General features: G+C 64.0%; 12 protein-coding genes. 10 read left to right on the top strand and 2 right to left on the bottom strand.

All coding sequences use genetic code 11. From position 1 onward, the window contains the following. Positions 1 to 27 precede the first annotated feature (27 nt). Together ACSQ76_RS19250 and ACSQ76_RS19245 are read right to left on the bottom strand one after the other, a co-directional pair. A complete protein-coding gene (locus ACSQ76_RS19250; RefSeq protein WP_437157828.1) occupies positions 28 to 555 on the bottom strand; it encodes a hypothetical protein in 528 nt (175 codons plus the stop codon). 333 nt (positions 556 to 888) lie between these two features. Next, positions 889 to 1,722, bottom strand: coding sequence for a prephenate dehydratase (locus ACSQ76_RS19245; protein ID WP_437157827.1), 834 nt, complete (start codon positions 1,720 to 1,722; stop codon positions 889 to 891). A 140-nt stretch (positions 1,723 to 1,862) separates the two neighbouring features. Between ACSQ76_RS19245 and ACSQ76_RS19240 the strand changes: the two genes are divergently transcribed. The 10 genes from ACSQ76_RS19240 to ACSQ76_RS19195 all read left to right on the top strand — a co-directional run bounded on the left by ACSQ76_RS19240 (position 1,863) and on the right by ACSQ76_RS19195 (position 14,202). Further along, the gene (locus ACSQ76_RS19240; protein ID WP_437157826.1) at positions 1,863 to 3,092 is read left to right on the top strand and encodes a c-type cytochrome; all 1,230 of its coding nucleotides are present in this window, start codon (positions 1,863 to 1,865) and stop codon (positions 3,090 to 3,092) included. Positions 3,093 to 3,303: 211 nt separating this feature from the next. Continuing rightward, positions 3,304 to 5,250, top strand: coding sequence for an extracellular solute-binding protein (locus tag ACSQ76_RS19235; protein WP_306130155.1), 1,947 nt, complete (start codon positions 3,304 to 3,306; stop codon positions 5,248 to 5,250). A 63-nt stretch (positions 5,251 to 5,313) separates the two neighbouring features. After that, a complete protein-coding gene (locus ACSQ76_RS19230) occupies positions 5,314 to 6,399 on the top strand; it encodes a microcin C ABC transporter permease YejB (RefSeq protein ID WP_306130154.1) in 1,086 nt (361 codons plus the stop codon). Positions 6,400 to 6,417: 18 nt separating this feature from the next. Continuing rightward, on the top strand, positions 6,418 to 7,509 hold the full coding sequence (locus ACSQ76_RS19225) for an ABC transporter permease (RefSeq protein ID WP_437158236.1): 1,092 nt from the start codon (positions 6,418 to 6,420) through the stop codon (positions 7,507 to 7,509). Further along, positions 7,506 to 9,095 carry an ABC transporter ATP-binding protein gene (locus ACSQ76_RS19220; RefSeq protein WP_437157825.1) on the top strand — a complete coding sequence of 530 codons (1,590 nt, stop codon included), beginning with the start codon at positions 7,506 to 7,508 and terminating at the stop codon, positions 9,093 to 9,095. Before ACSQ76_RS19225 ends, ACSQ76_RS19220 begins: the two co-directional genes overlap by 4 nt. 262 nt (positions 9,096 to 9,357) lie before the next feature. After that, positions 9,358 to 10,347, top strand: a complete 990-nt coding sequence (locus ACSQ76_RS19215) for a BMP family lipoprotein (protein ID WP_437157824.1) — start codon at positions 9,358 to 9,360, stop codon at positions 10,345 to 10,347. A gap of 50 nt (positions 10,348 to 10,397) precedes the next feature. Next, complete coding sequence (locus ACSQ76_RS19210; RefSeq protein WP_437157823.1) at positions 10,398 to 10,748, top strand: molecular chaperone GroEL; 351 nt, start codon at positions 10,398 to 10,400, stop codon at positions 10,746 to 10,748. After that, a complete protein-coding gene (locus tag ACSQ76_RS19205; protein ID WP_437157822.1) occupies positions 10,745 to 12,379 on the top strand; it encodes an ABC transporter ATP-binding protein in 1,635 nt (544 codons plus the stop codon). The genes ACSQ76_RS19210 and ACSQ76_RS19205 overlap by 4 nt, the downstream gene beginning before the upstream one ends. Next, positions 12,372 to 13,469: an ABC transporter permease gene (locus ACSQ76_RS19200; RefSeq protein WP_437157821.1), complete on the top strand. Its 1,098-nt coding sequence runs from the start codon at positions 12,372 to 12,374 to the stop codon at positions 13,467 to 13,469. Before ACSQ76_RS19205 ends, ACSQ76_RS19200 begins: the two co-directional genes overlap by 8 nt. A gap of 97 nt (positions 13,470 to 13,566) precedes the next feature. Then, the gene (locus tag ACSQ76_RS19195; protein WP_437157820.1) at positions 13,567 to 14,202 is read left to right on the top strand and encodes a LysE family translocator; all 636 of its coding nucleotides are present in this window, start codon (positions 13,567 to 13,569) and stop codon (positions 14,200 to 14,202) included.

Below are 14,202 nucleotides of genomic sequence, written 5' to 3'. Positions count from 1 at the left end.
GTTTTCCCGTTTCAGGCAGGGCCGGTATTAGCCCAGCTGATTGTCTTTCTCCTGGTCGAAGTAAGGTGCGCCATAGCCGTAGGCCAGGCCCAACTGGTTGTCCTTCTCTTCATCGAAGTAGGGAGCGCCGAAGCCGAAGCCCAGCTGGTTGTCCTTCTCTTCGTCGAAGTAGGGAGCGCCGAAGCCGAAGCCCAGCTGGTTGTCCTTCTCTTCGTCGAAGTAGGGAGCGCCGAAGCCGAAGCCCAGCTGGTTGTCCTTCTCTTCATCGAAGTAGGGAGCGCCGAAGCCGAAGCCCAGCTGGTTGTCCTTCTCTTCGTCGAAGTAGGGAGCGCCGAAGCCATAGCCCAGCTGGTTGTCCTTCACTTCGTCGAAGTAGGGAGCGCCGAAGCCGAAGCCCAGCTGATTGTCCTTTTCTTCATCGAAGTAGGGAGCGCCGTTGGTCAGGACGCCGCTGTTGAGCGGGGTGCTGTGCTGGCCCAGGACGTTGACGACCTGAAGGGCGGCGGCGGGGGTGGCGAGAGCTGCGATGACCGCGACTGTACTGATGATACGCATGACGTGTTCCTTTCTTTGTTTGTGTCTGGGCGGCGCGGTCCGTCCGCGTCGTCTGGCAGCAAGATGGAGACACGCAGGGCGCCGCCACAGGGGGGCTCCGCTTCTCGTTACTGGCGCTTCACGTGAATGCACAGAAGCGTGAGAAATGCTGTGGTGATGCTCTCGACCTGCGTGTTCTGCGCGCGCAGATCTTTTAAAAATAACTGTAAAACAAAGAAAAATACTGAAACACACAGAATGTGCACACACGCACGAAATTGGTGCGGTTTTGAGCGTGACGGTACGTTTGTAACAATTGACGTGCCGACGCGCGGCGCGGCCGGTCGTTCCGGCTCAGTGGCGACGCGGATCGGCGGGATAAACGCCCAGCAGCGTGACGTCGGAAGTGAAGTAGTCCAGCTCTTCCAGCGCCAGCTTGACGCCGGGGTCTTCGGGATGGCCCTCGATATCGGCGTAGAACTGGGTCGCGGTGAAGGAGCCGCCGACCATGTAGCTTTCGAGCTTCGTCATGTTGACGCCGTTGGTGGCGAACCCGCCCATCGCCTTGTAGAGCGCGGCGGGAATGTTGCGGACCTGAAAGACGAAGGTGGTCATCATGCCGTCATCGCCGCGGCGGGAGTGGTCGGGCTCGCGCGACATGACGAGAAAGCGGGTGGAATTGTTGCCCTCATCCTCGATCTCGCGGGCGAGCACGTCGAGGCCGTAGATCTCTCCGGCCAGTTCCGAGGCCAGCGCGGCCATCTCGGGGTCGCCGGCCTGGGCGACCTCGCGGGCCGAGCCGGCGGTGTCGGCGCCGGTGACGCGCTGGATGTCGTGCTGCGCCAGAAACTGGCGGCACTGGCCCAGGAGCATGGTGTGGCTCTTGGCGCGCTTGATCTGTTCGAGCGGAACCCCGGGCAGAGCCAACAGGTTGATGTGCACGCGCACGAAGGCCTCGGCAATGATGTGCAGGCCGGAATCGGGCAGGAGGTGGTGTATGTCTGCCACGCGGCCGAAGGTGGAGTTTTCCACTGGCAGCATGGCCAGATCCGCCTCGCCCGAGCGGACCGCCTCGATCGCGTCCTCGAAGGTGCGGCAGGGCAGGGTATCCATGTCGGGATAGGTGTCGCGGCAGGCCTGGTGGGAATAGGCGCCGGGCTCTCCCTGAAAGGCGATGCGTTTGGTCATGTGATTGGTTCTTCGCCCGTTTTTTACCATTTCCCGCTTAGTTTTGCCGAGGGCGGGCGTTTGGTCGCGGAAACTACACCTTGCGCCGCCCGAGGGGAAGCGGATAGATACCGCGCGAGAGATTAAGATGGAAGCGGGCTATGTTTGACACAATGACCTTCACAAAGATCATGGGGGGCCTTTGCGGCACGTTCCTGGTCTTTCTTCTTGGCAAGTGGGCTGCGGAAGAAATCTATCACGTCGGTGGCGGGGGCCACGGCGAGGAGCATCAGGCGGCCTATGTCATCGAGGTGGACGAAGGCGAAGGCGGCGGTGAGGAAGAAGAGGAAACGGTGACGTTGGCCTCTCTCTACTCCGAAGCTGACGTGGGCGCGGGCGAGCGCGTGTTCGGCAAGTGCAAGGCCTGTCACCAGGCGGAAGAGGGCGCGAACGGCGTCGGCCCGCATCTGTACGGAGTGGTCGGGCGCGATGTCGGGGCTGTCGATGGCTTCAGCTATTCCGGAGCGCTGAGCGAGGCGGCGGACGTGTGGACGCCCGAGAACCTGTACGCGTTCCTGGAAGATCCGTCGGGCTATGCGCCCGGGACGTCGATGAGCTATAACGGCTTGGCCAAGCCCGAGGACCGCGCCAACGTGATCGCCTTTCTCGATCAGACCGATGGCGACATGACCGAGGTTGCCGCCGAGGAAGGCGCGGAAGAGACCGCGTCGGCCGAGGAAGGCACCGAGGGAGAGGCGACCGAAGAGGCGTCTGCCGAAGAGGGCACGGAGGAGGACACCACCGAAGAGGCGTCGGCCGAAGAAGGTTCCGAAGAGGACACCACTGAAGAGGCGTCTGCCGAGGAAGGCGCTGAAGAGGAAGCCACGGACGAAGCTTCCGCCGAGGGCGGCTCTGACGAGGAAGCCACCGATGAGGCCGCTGCCGAGGAAGGCTCTGACGAGCAAGCCGCCGAGCAAGCCGCAGCCGAGGAAAGCGCCGAAGAGGGCGGCTCGGAAGAGCAGGCCGCCGAGGAAAGCTCGGGCGGCGAGGGCGAAGGATCGGCCTTTGCCGAACTGGTCGCTGCCGCGGACGTCGCAGATGGCGAGCGGGCGTTCCGCAAATGCGCCGCCTGCCACAAGGCCGAGGAAGAAGCCAACGGCGTCGGCCCGCATCTGGTGGGTGTGATCGGTCGCGACATCGCATCGGTCGATGGCTTCAACTACTCCGACGCGCTGGCGGGCCTCGATGGGGCGTGGACGGCCGACGAGATGAACGCGTGGCTGGAAGATCCCAAGGGCTATGCGCCGGGCAACAAGATGGCCTATCGCGGCGTGCGCAAGGAAGAAGAACGCGCGGCGCTGGTCAAGTACCTGGAATCCACCGGCAACTGAGCCGAGACAATCTGACGACCAGGCCGCCGTTCCTGTCCGGAGCGGCGGCTTTTTTATTGGGACGGCGATGGGCCCAGGGGCGGCAAGTCGCTTGCTGTCGGAAGTTTGAACGGGAATCCGCCTTTCGGCGCTTGAATCCCGTTTCGTTCCTCCTTTAGCTTGCCTTGCAAGGACACCGACCCCACATCAGGCAGGTCAAGAGGAGAGAAGAATGACCCGACGCCACAGCCGGGCCACGACCCGGGCCGTAGCCGTTTCCCGCATCCGTTTCATGACCGCCGCCCTGACCGGGCTTTGCATCGCGGCGCTCGCCGCGACCACCGCGCTGGCGCAGGACGAGGGCGCGGACCAGACCATCATAAAGAGCCACGGCTATTCGTATTTCGGAGAGTTGAAATACCCCGAGGACTACGAACATTTCAGCTATGTGAATCCGGACGCGCCGAAGGGGGGCGAGATTTCTATCGCGCTGCCGGGCAGTTTCGATTCAATGAACCCCTATACCCGCAACGGTCGCGCCTCGGCCCTCTCGACGATCATGTACGAGAGCCTTCTGGGTCAGGTGCTGGCCGGGTCGGGCAGCCTGCCGGGCGACGACATGAACGGATTGTATGGCCTTGTCGCGCACACGGTCGAGTACCCCGAGGACAAGTCGTGGGTGATCTTCCACATGCGGCCCGAGGCCGAATTTTCCGACGGCACGCCTGTCACGGCGGAAGACGTGGCGTTTTCGCACAACCTGCTGTTGGACCAGGGGCTGAAAAGCTATGCCGAGGCGGTGCGCAAGCGGATTCCGAAGGTCGAGGTGCTGGACGATCACAGGGTCAAGTTCCATTTCGCGGACGGCATTTCGCGCCGCAGCCTGATCGATCAGGTGGGCACGGTGCCGATCTGGTCCAAGGCGTGGTACGAGGAGACCGGCGCGCGGTTGGACGAACCGCGACTGGACATCTCGCCCGGCTCTGGCCCGTACGTGATCGACGAGGTGGTGCCGAACCGCCGCGTGGTGATCAGGCGCAACCCCGATTACTGGGGCTGGGACCTGCCGATCAACAAGGGCCGGCACAATTTCGATACGATCCGGCTGGAGTATTTCGCGGATGCCACCGCCGCATTCGAGGCGTTCAAGGCGGGCGAGGTGACCTATCGCACCGAGGCCGACCCCAAGCAGTGGGCCAGCGCCTATGATTTCCCCGCCGCCAACAAAGGCTGGGTGAAGCTGGAGGCGATCCCGGATGGCTCGCCGCCGCCGATGACGGGCATCGTGTTCAACACCCGTCGGGACGTGTTGCAGGACAAGCGCGTGCGGCAGGCGGTGGCGCTGATGTTCAATTTCGAGTGGACCAACGAGTCGCTGTTCGCGGGGTTCTACGAACAGCAGCGGTCCTTTTCCACCGGCACGCCGCTGGAGGCGACGGGCGTGCCAGAGGGGGACGAGCTGGAATTCCTCAACTCGCTGGGCGACGCGGTGCCCGAGGAGGTCAAGACGACCGAGCCGTGGGTGCCGCATGAGAGTGATCCTTCGCGGCTGAGCTCGCGCAAGAACAAGCGCCAGGCGCTGCGGCTGTTGCAGGAGGCAGGCTACACGGTTGGCGAAAACGGCCAAATGCGGGGCGAGGACGGCAAGGTGCTGCGGCTCGACTTCCTGCTGAATGCGTCGGGGCAACCGACGCAAAAGGCCGTGGCCGAGAATTTCGTGTCGAACCTTCAGGACCTGGGAATCGATGCCCGGGTGGAGGCCGTGGACAGTGCGCAGTTCACCAAGCGCGAGCGGGATCACGACTATGACCTGGTGTTCGATGGATATCCGGCGCTGATGGGAACGGGTACGGGCCTGGCGCAGCGGTTCGGGTCCGAGGCCGCCGACGACCTGTTCAATCCTGCCGGGCTGCGCAGCGAGATGGTGGACCGCATCATCGAGGAATCGCTGATGACCGAGAGCCAGGAGGAAGAGGACATGACGATCCGCGCACTGGACCGGGCGCTGCGGCATGAATTCATGTTGATCCCCGACGGCTATGCCCCCAATCATTGGGTCGCCTACTGGGACCAGTACGACCATCCCGAGGAAATTCCGCCCTACCTGCTGGGAACGCTGGATTTCTGGTGGTACGACGCCGAGAAGGCCGAAAAGCTGAGAGAGGCGGGCGCATTTTGATGAACTTGCAGGTCGTGGACGGCGGCGCGTTGACGCGCATCCCGCGGGCATAGGGGGCCAAGGGTGGGCGCCTATATCGTAAGACGGCTGTTGCTGATCATCCCGACGCTGATCGGGATCATGATCATCAATTTCGCGCTGGTGCAGTTCCTGCCCGGCGGTCCCGTGGAGCAGGCGATTGCCGACATCCAGGGACAGGGCGACGTGTTCGGCGGCTTTGCGGGCGGCGAGCAGGACGGAGCCGTGACCGGCAACGAGGGCGACAGCGGGTATATCGGCTCGCAGGGCTTGCCGCCGGAGTTCATTGCCGAGCTTGAGGCGCAGTTCGGGTTGGACAAGCCACCGCTGGAGCGGTTCCTGACCATGCTGGGGAATTATGCCACCTTCGATTTCGGAGAGAGCTATTTCCGCAAGATCGACGTGATGGACCTGGTGCTGGAAAAAATGCCGGTCAGTATCACGTTGGGCATCTGGACGATGTTGCTGTCCTATCTCGTGTCGATCCCCTTGGGTATCCGCAAAGCGGTGAAGGACGGGTCCTCTTTCGACACCTGGACGAGCGGGATCATCATCGCGGCCTATGCGATCCCCGCGTTTTTGTTCGGGATCATGCTCCTGGTGTTGTTCGCGGGGGGCAGTTACTGGCAGATCTTCCCGCTGCGGGGGCTGACCTCGGATGGGTGGGAGGACATGAGCGTGATCGGCAAGGTGCTGGACTATCTGTGGCACATCGTGCTGCCGGTCACCGCGCTGAGCATCGGCGGGTTCGCCACGCTGACGATCCTGACCAAGAACTCTTTCCTCGACGAAATCAAGAAGCAATACGTGATGACTGCGCGGGCAAAGGGCCTGACAGAGCGCAGGGTGCTCTATGGTCACGTCTTCCGCAACGGGATGCTGATCGTGATCGCGGGCTTTCCGGGCGTTTTCGTGAGCGTGTTCTTCACGGGCAGCCTGCTGATCGAGACGATCTTTTCGCTGGACGGTCTGGGGCGGCTGTTTTTTGAGGCTGCAATCGGGCGCGATTACCCGGTGATGTTTGCCACGCTCTACCTGACAACGCTGATCGGGCTGATCGTGGCGCTGATCGGGGATTTGACCTATGTGCTGATCGACCCGCGCATCGACTTCGAGAAGAGGTCGGGCTGAGATGATCAAGCTCAACCCCTGAACCAACGTCGCTGGCGCAATTTCAAGCGCAACAAGCGGGCGTTCTGGTCGCTGATCATCTTTGCGCTGCTGTGCGTGATTACCCTGCCCGCCGAGTTCGTGGCCAATGACAAGCCGCTGTTGGTGAAGTACCGGGACGGCTATTACATGCCGATCTTCAAGTTCTATCCCGAGACGGCGTTCGGCGGGGATTTCCGCACCGAGGCGGTCTATGCCGACCCGGAGGTCGAGTGCCTGATCGTGTCGGGCGGGTTGGAGGATTGTTTCGACGATCCCGAGGGGGTCATCGAGGACGCGCAGGACGGCGAGGTGATGGGTGAGCAGATCGAGAAAGGCTGGACGCTCTGGCCGCTTATCCCCTACAGCCACGACACGCCGGTGGACCGCCCCGGGGCAGCGCCGCTGCCGCCGAACGAGCAGAACCTGCTGGGTACGGACGGGACCAAGCGGGACGTGCTGGCGATCGTGATCTACGGCTTCCGGCTGGCGGTGATGTTCACGCTGGTGGTGACGTTCTTTTCGTCCGTGATCGGGGTCGTGGCGGGGGCCGTGCAAGGGTATTTCGGCGGGCGGATCGACCTGTTCTTTCAGAGGTTCATCGAGATCTGGGCGTCGACGCCGCAGCTTTACGTGATCATCATCCTGTTCTCGATCCTGCCGAGGGGGTTCTGGCTGCTGGTCGGGATCATGGTGGCGTTCGGGTGGATGGCGCTGGTGGGCGTGGTGCGGGCGGAGTTCCTGCGGGCGCGCAATTTCGAGTACGTGCGCGCGGCCAAGGCGCTGGGCGTGGGCAACATGAAGATCATGTTCCGACACATGCTGCCCAATGCGATGGTGGCGACGCTGACCTTTCTGCCGTTCATCATAACCGGCACGATCAGCTTGCTGGCGACGCTGGACTTCCTTGGGTATGGCCTGCCGTCGGGGGCGCCGAGCCTTGGTGAGCTGACGCTTCAGGCCAAGCAGAACCTGCAGGCGCCGTGGCTGGCCTTTACCGCGTTCTTCACCTTCGCGATCATGCTGTCGCTGCTGGTCTTCATCTTTGAAGGCGTGCGCGATGCGTTCGACCCACGGAAGACCTTTCAATGAGCCTGCTTGAAGTCAAAGACCTGAAGGTGGGCTTCCGCCAGGATGGCGCGGTGACGCAGGCCGTGCGGGGCGTGTCGTTCAGCGTGGACCGGGGCGAGACCGTGGCGCTGGTGGGCGAAAGCGGGTCGGGCAAGTCGGTGACGGCGCTGAGCACCGTGTCGCTGCTGGGGGAAAGTGCAATCGTCGAGGGCAGCGTCACCTATGACGGGCAGCAGATGATCGGGGCGAATGACAAGTTGCTGCGCAAGGTGCGGGGCAACGACATCAGCTTCATCTTCCAGGAGCCGATGACCAGCCTGAACCCGCTGCACACGCTGGAAAAGCAGCTGACCGAGTCGATCGAGCTGCACCAGGGGCTGCGCGGTGCGGCGGTGCGGGAGCGTATCCTGGAGCTGCTCAATCGCGTCGGTATCCGCGACCCCGAGAGCCGGCTGGGGGCGTATCCGCACCAATTGTCGGGCGGGCAAAGGCAGCGGGTGATGATCGCCATGGCGCTGTCGAACAAGCCTGACGTCCTGATCGCGGACGAGCCGACAACGGCGCTGGACGTGACCATTCAGGCGCAGATCCTGGAGTTGCTGGCGGAGTTGAAGCGCGAGGAGGATATGGGGCTTCTCTTCATCACCCATGACCTTGGCGTGGTAGAGCGGATCGCCGACCGGGTCTGCGTGATGAAGGACGGCGAGATCGTCGAGACCGGCCCCACCGAGGAGATTTTCGGCAACCCGCAGCACGCCTATACCAAGAAGCTGCTGGGGGCCGCGCCGTCGGGCGTCCCCGAGCCGGTGCCGGAGGGGGCCGAGACGCTGGTCGAGACGCATGGGCTGCGCATCTGGTTCCCGATCCAGAAGGGGTTGCTGAAGCGGACGGTGGGCCATGTGAAGGCGGTGAACGAGGCCGATATAGAGGTGCGCCGCGGTGAGACGCTGGGCATCGTGGGCGAAAGCGGGTCGGGCAAGACCACGCTGGCGCTGGCGCTGATGCGGCTGATCGAGTCCGAAGGCGAGATGAGGTTCGAGGGCGAGGACATGCGCGAGTGGTCCACCCGCAAGCTGCGCCGCAAACGCTCGGACATCCAGATCGTGTTCCAGGATCCGGTGGGCAGCCTGAGCCCGCGGATGACCTGTGAACAGATCATCGCCGAGGGGCTGGGTGTGCATGGCAACCCCGACGGGCGGCCGGTGCGCGAACTGGTGGCCGAGGTGATGCGCGAGGTCGAGCTGAACCCCGAGACGATGGACCGCTATCCGCACGAGTTCTCCGGCGGGCAGCGGCAGCGGATCGCCATCGCCCGCGCGATGATCCTGCGGCCCAAGCTGGTGGTGCTGGACGAGCCGACGAGTGCCCTGGACATGACGGTGCAGGTGCAGATCGTGGACCTCTTGCGCCGGTTGCAGGTGAAGTACGGGCTGACGTATCTCTTCATCAGCCACGACCTGGCCGTGGTGCGGGCAATGAGCCACAAGGTGGTGGTGATGAAGCAGGGCGACATCGTGGAATACGGGGCGTCCGAGGAGATCTTCAACAACCCCAAGACGGAGTATGCCAAGACGTTGTTGCAGGCGGCGTTGGATTTGAAGGTTTAGGGGGCGCGTGGGTTTTCACCCACCCTACGCAGTCAGGTCGTGCGATTGTGTCAGGAGGTCCCGGATCAGGTCCGGGACGGCGGTTGCGTATAGTCTCGTGCGGCTTTCGTGGGGCGGCGCAGGGCTTACCTTGCGGCAGGCTGCGCACCACCTTGACCCACGCCGCCAGTTGCGGCCTACTTGCCGAAATCAAAAAGGGGGCGGGCGTGATTCAACCCTTCCGGTCAGCCGCGCACAGCCCCCGCACCTCAGGGAGAGACGCATGACACTGATGAAGAACCTTTTGGGCGCAGCGGCGACGCTGGCGCTGTCGGCCGCCGGCGCACTGGCCGACCCGGCGTTGATCTACGATCTTGGCGGCAAGTTCGACAAATCGTTCAACGAAAGCGCCTATAACGGTGCATCGCGCTGGGCCGAGGAAACCGGCGGCAGCTACAACGAGGTCGAGCTGCAATCCGAGGCGCAGCGGGAGCAGGCCCTGCGTCGCTTTGCCGAGAACGGCAACAACCCGATCGTGATGGTGGGCTTTGCCTTTGGCGACATCCTGGGCGAGGTGGCGCCGGATTATCCCGACACCAAGTTCGCCATCATCGACATGGTGGTCGAAGAGCCCAACGTGCGCTCGGTAGTCTTCAACGAGCACGAGGGCAGCTACCTGGTGGGGATGATGGCGGCGATGGCGAGCGAGTCCGGCACGGTCGGCTTTATCGGCGGCATGGATATTCCGTTGATCCGCAAGTTCGCCTGCGGTTACGTGCAGGGCGTGAAGGCGGCCAACCCGGACGCGACCGTGATCCAGAACATGACCGGCACGACGCCGGCGGCGTGGAACGACCCGGTGAAGGGCTCGGAACTGACCAAGGCGCAGATCAGCCAAGGGGCGGACGTGATCTATCACGCGGCGGGGGGCACCGGCACGGGCGTGTTGCAGACCGCCGCCGACGAGGACGTGCTGGGCATCGGCGTGGATAGCAACCAGAACTACCTGCATCCGGGTCATGTGCTGACCTCGATGGTCAAGCGCGTGGACAACGCCGTGTATGACGCAATGATGGCGGGTGAGGACCTGGAGACCGGGGTGAACGTGATGGGCTTGTCGAATGACGGGGTGGCCTATGCGCTGGACGAGCATAACGAGGACCTTGTCACGGCCGAGATGAAAGAGGCCGTGGACGCCGCCGCCGAGCAGATCGCGAATGGCGAGCTGGAGGTGCACGACTACATGTCCGACAATACCTGTCCGGCGTCGTAAGGACTTGCCGCCGGGCTGCGAGGGTGGCCCGGCCCCTGCCGGAGACCGCCATGAGTGACAGTGTCAGACGGTTCTTCAACGCCTGGGGCGACGGCGACGCGGAGGCGCGGATGGCCGTACTGAACGACGTGCTGGCGACGGGCGTGCGGTATGCCGACCCGAGGCTGGACGAGGCGTTGGTCGGGCCTGCGGCGGTGATGGAATATGTCGGGCAATACTCGGCCATGGCCCCCGGCGCGATCGTGCAGATCGCCAGCATGGAAACCCGCGACAGCATCACACGCGCGACCGTGGAGTTCATCATGGCCGACGGTCATATCCAGTTGGGGCAGTTCGTGATCGAGATGGACGGGGACCAACGCCTTACCCGGGTCGTAGGCTTCAAGGGGACGGGCGCATGAGCGTAGCGCCGGCAATCGAGTTGCAGGGTATTTCCAAGGCCTTCGGGCCGGTGCAGGCCAACAGGGATATCTCGATCAAGGTGGCCCCCGGCACCATTCACGGGATCATCGGCGAGAACGGTGCGGGCAAGTCGACGCTTATGTCGATCCTTTACGGGTTCTACAAGGCCGACTCCGGCCGAATTTTCATCAAGGGGCGGGAGACCCGCATCCCCGACAGCCAGGCTGCGATTGCGGCGGGCATCGGCATGGTGTTCCAGCATTTCAAGCTGGTGGAGAATTTCACCGTGCTGGAAAACGTGATCCTAGGGGCCGAGGATGGCGCGCTGCTGCGGCCGAGCCTGGCCAAGGCACGGCGCGAACTGGCGGCGCTGGCGCAGGAATACGAATTGAACGTGACGCCCGACGCGCTGATCGAGGATATCGGCGTGGGGATGCAGCAGCGGGTCGAGATCCTGAAGGCGCTTTACCGGCAAGCGGATATCCTGATCCTGGACGAGCCGACGGGGGTGCTGACGCCTGCCGAGGCGGATCAGCTGTTTCGCATCCTGGCGCGTTTGAGGAACGAGGGGAAGACGATCATCCTCATCACTCACAAGCTGCGCGAGATCATGGAGATCACCGATGAGGTAAGCGTGATGCGCCGGGGCGAGATGGTGGCGACGGTCAGGACCGCCGAGACGGGGCCGGAAGAGCTGGCCGAGTTGATGGTGGGGCGCAAGGTGCTGTTGCGTGTCGAGAAGGAGGCCGCACGCCCCGGCGACGTGGTGCTGGAGGTCGAGAATCTGCACGTGGTCGACGGGCAGGGGGTGGAGCGGCTGCGCGGGATCGATTTGCAGGTGCGCAAGGGCGAGATCGTGGGGCTGGCCGGGGTGGCCGGGAACGGGCAGTCGGAACTGCTGGAGATTCTGGGCGGCATGCGGCCCGCGACGGGCCGGGTGACGGTGAACGGCGTGGATCTGCCGCTCAGCGGCGCGGGTACTGACGGCAAGGCGCGGCGCGAGGCGGGGGTGGGGCATGTGCCCGAGGACAGGCAGCGTGAGGGGCTGATCATGGCTTTTTCCGCGTGGGAAAACAGCGTTTTCGGGTATCACCGGGATCCGGCCACGGGGGGCGGTCTGCTGATGGACAATGCCGGTATCCTGACCGAGGCGGCGGCGAAGATGGAGCGATTCGACGTGCGTCCGCGCGACGCGAAGCTGTCGGCCAGGCATTTCAGCGGCGGGAACCAGCAGAAGATCGTTCTCGCGCGGGAGATCGAGCGGAACCCGGACCTGCTGTTGGTGGGGCAGCCGACACGGGGCGTGGATATCGGGGCGATCGAGTTCATCCACCAGCAGATCATCGCGCTGCGGGATGCGGGCAAGGCGATCCTGCTGGTGAGCGTGGAACTGGACGAGGTGATGGCGCTGAGCGACCGGATTGCCGTCATGTTCGACGGGCGGATCATGGGTGAGCGCCTGCCCGGTGAGACGGAGGAAACCGAGCTGGGCCTGTTGATGGCCGGGATCGAGGGACGGCCCGAGGATGCCGCCGCCGCCGTGCAGGAGGCCCAGGCGGCGCAGGCGCAGGAGCACGCCGAAGAACACGGCACGGCGCACAGGGCCGGTCAGGGAGGCGGGCATGGATAGGCTGCCGGGCTGGGCCGACGCGGTGCTGGTGCCGCTGGTGTCGCTGTTGCTGGCCGCGATCCTGTCGGCTCTGGTGATCCTTGGTATCGGGGAAAGCCCGGTCGAGGCGCTGCGGATCATGATCACGGGGGCGTTCGGGTCGACCTATGGGTGGGGCTATACGCTTTATTACGCGACCACGTTCATGTTCACCGGCCTTGCCTTTGCCGTGGCGAGCCATGCGGGGATGTTCAATATCGGGGCCGAGGGGCAGGCGATGCTGGGGGGCCTTGGCGTGGCACTGGTGTGCCTTGCGCTGCCGTGGCCACACTGGGCGCTGGCCTTGCCTGCGGCGCTAGTGGGCGGCGCGATGTTCGGAGCGCTTTGGGCGCTCATTCCGGCCTGGTTGCAGGCGACGCGGGGCAGTCATATCGTGATCACGACGATCATGTTCAACCTCATTGCGGCGGCACTTCTGAACTACCTGCTGGGTGGGATGTTGCGCCCGACGGGATCGGTCGAGTCCGCCACGGCGCGGTTCCCGGAAGGGGCCACTTTGCCCACGCTGCACGACATGCTGGCGCCCTTTGGCATTTCGTTTTCCAAGGCGGCGCCGGTGAATATCAGCCTGTTCGTGGCGGTGCTGGCGTGCGTTTTCGTCTGGCTGCTGATCTGGCGGACGCGGCTGGGATACGAGATCCGGGCGCTGGGGTATTCGCAGACAGCCTCGCGCTATGCCGGGATCGGGCCGGTCAGGATCGTCGTGGTGGCCATGCTGATCTCGGGCGGGCTGGCCGGGCTGATGGCGGTGAACGTGGTGATGGGCGAGGCGGAACGGTTGCTTTTGAACCCGACCGAGGGCGCGGGTTTTATCGGGATTGCGGTGGCGCTGATGGGGCGGAACCATCCGTTGGGGGTGTTTTTGGCGGCGATCCTGTTCGGGTTCCTGTACCAGGGCGGCGGCGAACTGGGCCTATGGACGTCGATACCGCGGGAGTTGATCGTGGTCATACAGGCGCTGGTGATCCTGTTCACCGGCGCGCTGGACAACATGGTGCGGATGCCGATGGAAAGGGCGTATGGCGCGATGCGGCGGAGGCGGAAGGCATGAGCAAGCATGGTTTGGTCCGGAGCGAAGTGTTTTGCGTCGTGACGCGCCGCGGTGTGTGGCACCCTGCGAGCGTCACACCTTTCCGGAGCCTCAAACCATGATCGAGTTCGCGCCTTACCTTCCCGGCTTTGTCGCCGCCTATGCCATCCTGCTGGTTGGGGCATCCTCGCCCGGCCCGGCGGTGGCGATGCTGCTGGGCATCTCGACCAACCAGGGGCGGGGGCCGGCACTGGTGACCTGCGCGGGGATCGCCACGGGTAGCATGACGATCAACATCCTGACCATGCTGGGCGTGGGGCTGATCCTGTCGCAGGCGGCGTGGGCGATGAGCCTTTTGAAGCTGGTGGGCGCGGCCTATCTGGTGTGGCTGGCCTTTGGCGCGTTCAAGAAGGCGCTGAACCCGCCAAAAGTGGCGGTGATGAAGACGCCGAAGCAGGCGCATGCGAAACTGTTTGCGCAGGGCTACGCGTTGCAGGTGACAAACCCCAAGGCGATCGTCTTCTGGCTGGCCATCGCGGCGGTGGGCGCGGTGGAGGGTGCGCCGGGGACGGTAATTGCCGCCTTCGTCGCGGGGGCCTTCGTGATCAGTTTCACCATGCACGCGGCTTGGGCGCTGTTCCTGTCCTCGGGCCCCATCCGCGCGGCCTATGCCGGCGGACGGCGGTGGATCGAGGCGGGGTTGGGCAGCTTCTTCACTTTTGCCGCCTACAAGATGGCCACGTCGGAGAGTTGA

Origin of the sequence: Roseovarius sp. B08 (genome assembly GCF_051417955.1) — a bacterium.
Lineage (GTDB): Bacteria > Pseudomonadota > Alphaproteobacteria > Rhodobacterales > Rhodobacteraceae > Roseovarius.
This window is presented reverse-complemented; position numbering and strand designations above follow the sequence as displayed.

Bases quoted from the DNA above. Each gene is read 5' to 3' on its own strand.
- ACSQ76_RS19250 (WP_437157828.1), bottom strand. From the start codon at position 555: ATGCGTATCATCAGTACAGTCGCGGTCATCGCAGCTCTCGCCACCCCC.
- ACSQ76_RS19245 (WP_437157827.1), bottom strand. From the start codon at position 1,722: ATGACCAAACGCATCGCCTTTCAGGGAGAGCCCGGCGCCTATTCCCAC.
- ACSQ76_RS19240 (WP_437157826.1), top strand. From the start codon at position 1,863: ATGTTTGACACAATGACCTTCACAAAGATCATGGGGGGCCTTTGCGGC.
- ACSQ76_RS19235 (WP_306130155.1), top strand. From the start codon at position 3,304: ATGACCCGACGCCACAGCCGGGCCACGACCCGGGCCGTAGCCGTTTCC.
- ACSQ76_RS19220 (WP_437157825.1), top strand. From the start codon at position 7,506: ATGAGCCTGCTTGAAGTCAAAGACCTGAAGGTGGGCTTCCGCCAGGAT.
- ACSQ76_RS19215 (WP_437157824.1), top strand. From the start codon at position 9,358: ATGACACTGATGAAGAACCTTTTGGGCGCAGCGGCGACGCTGGCGCTG.
- ACSQ76_RS19210 (WP_437157823.1), top strand. From the start codon at position 10,398: ATGAGTGACAGTGTCAGACGGTTCTTCAACGCCTGGGGCGACGGCGAC.
- ACSQ76_RS19205 (WP_437157822.1), top strand. From the start codon at position 10,745: ATGAGCGTAGCGCCGGCAATCGAGTTGCAGGGTATTTCCAAGGCCTTC.
- ACSQ76_RS19200 (WP_437157821.1), top strand. From the start codon at position 12,372: ATGGATAGGCTGCCGGGCTGGGCCGACGCGGTGCTGGTGCCGCTGGTG.
- ACSQ76_RS19195 (WP_437157820.1), top strand. From the start codon at position 13,567: ATGATCGAGTTCGCGCCTTACCTTCCCGGCTTTGTCGCCGCCTATGCC.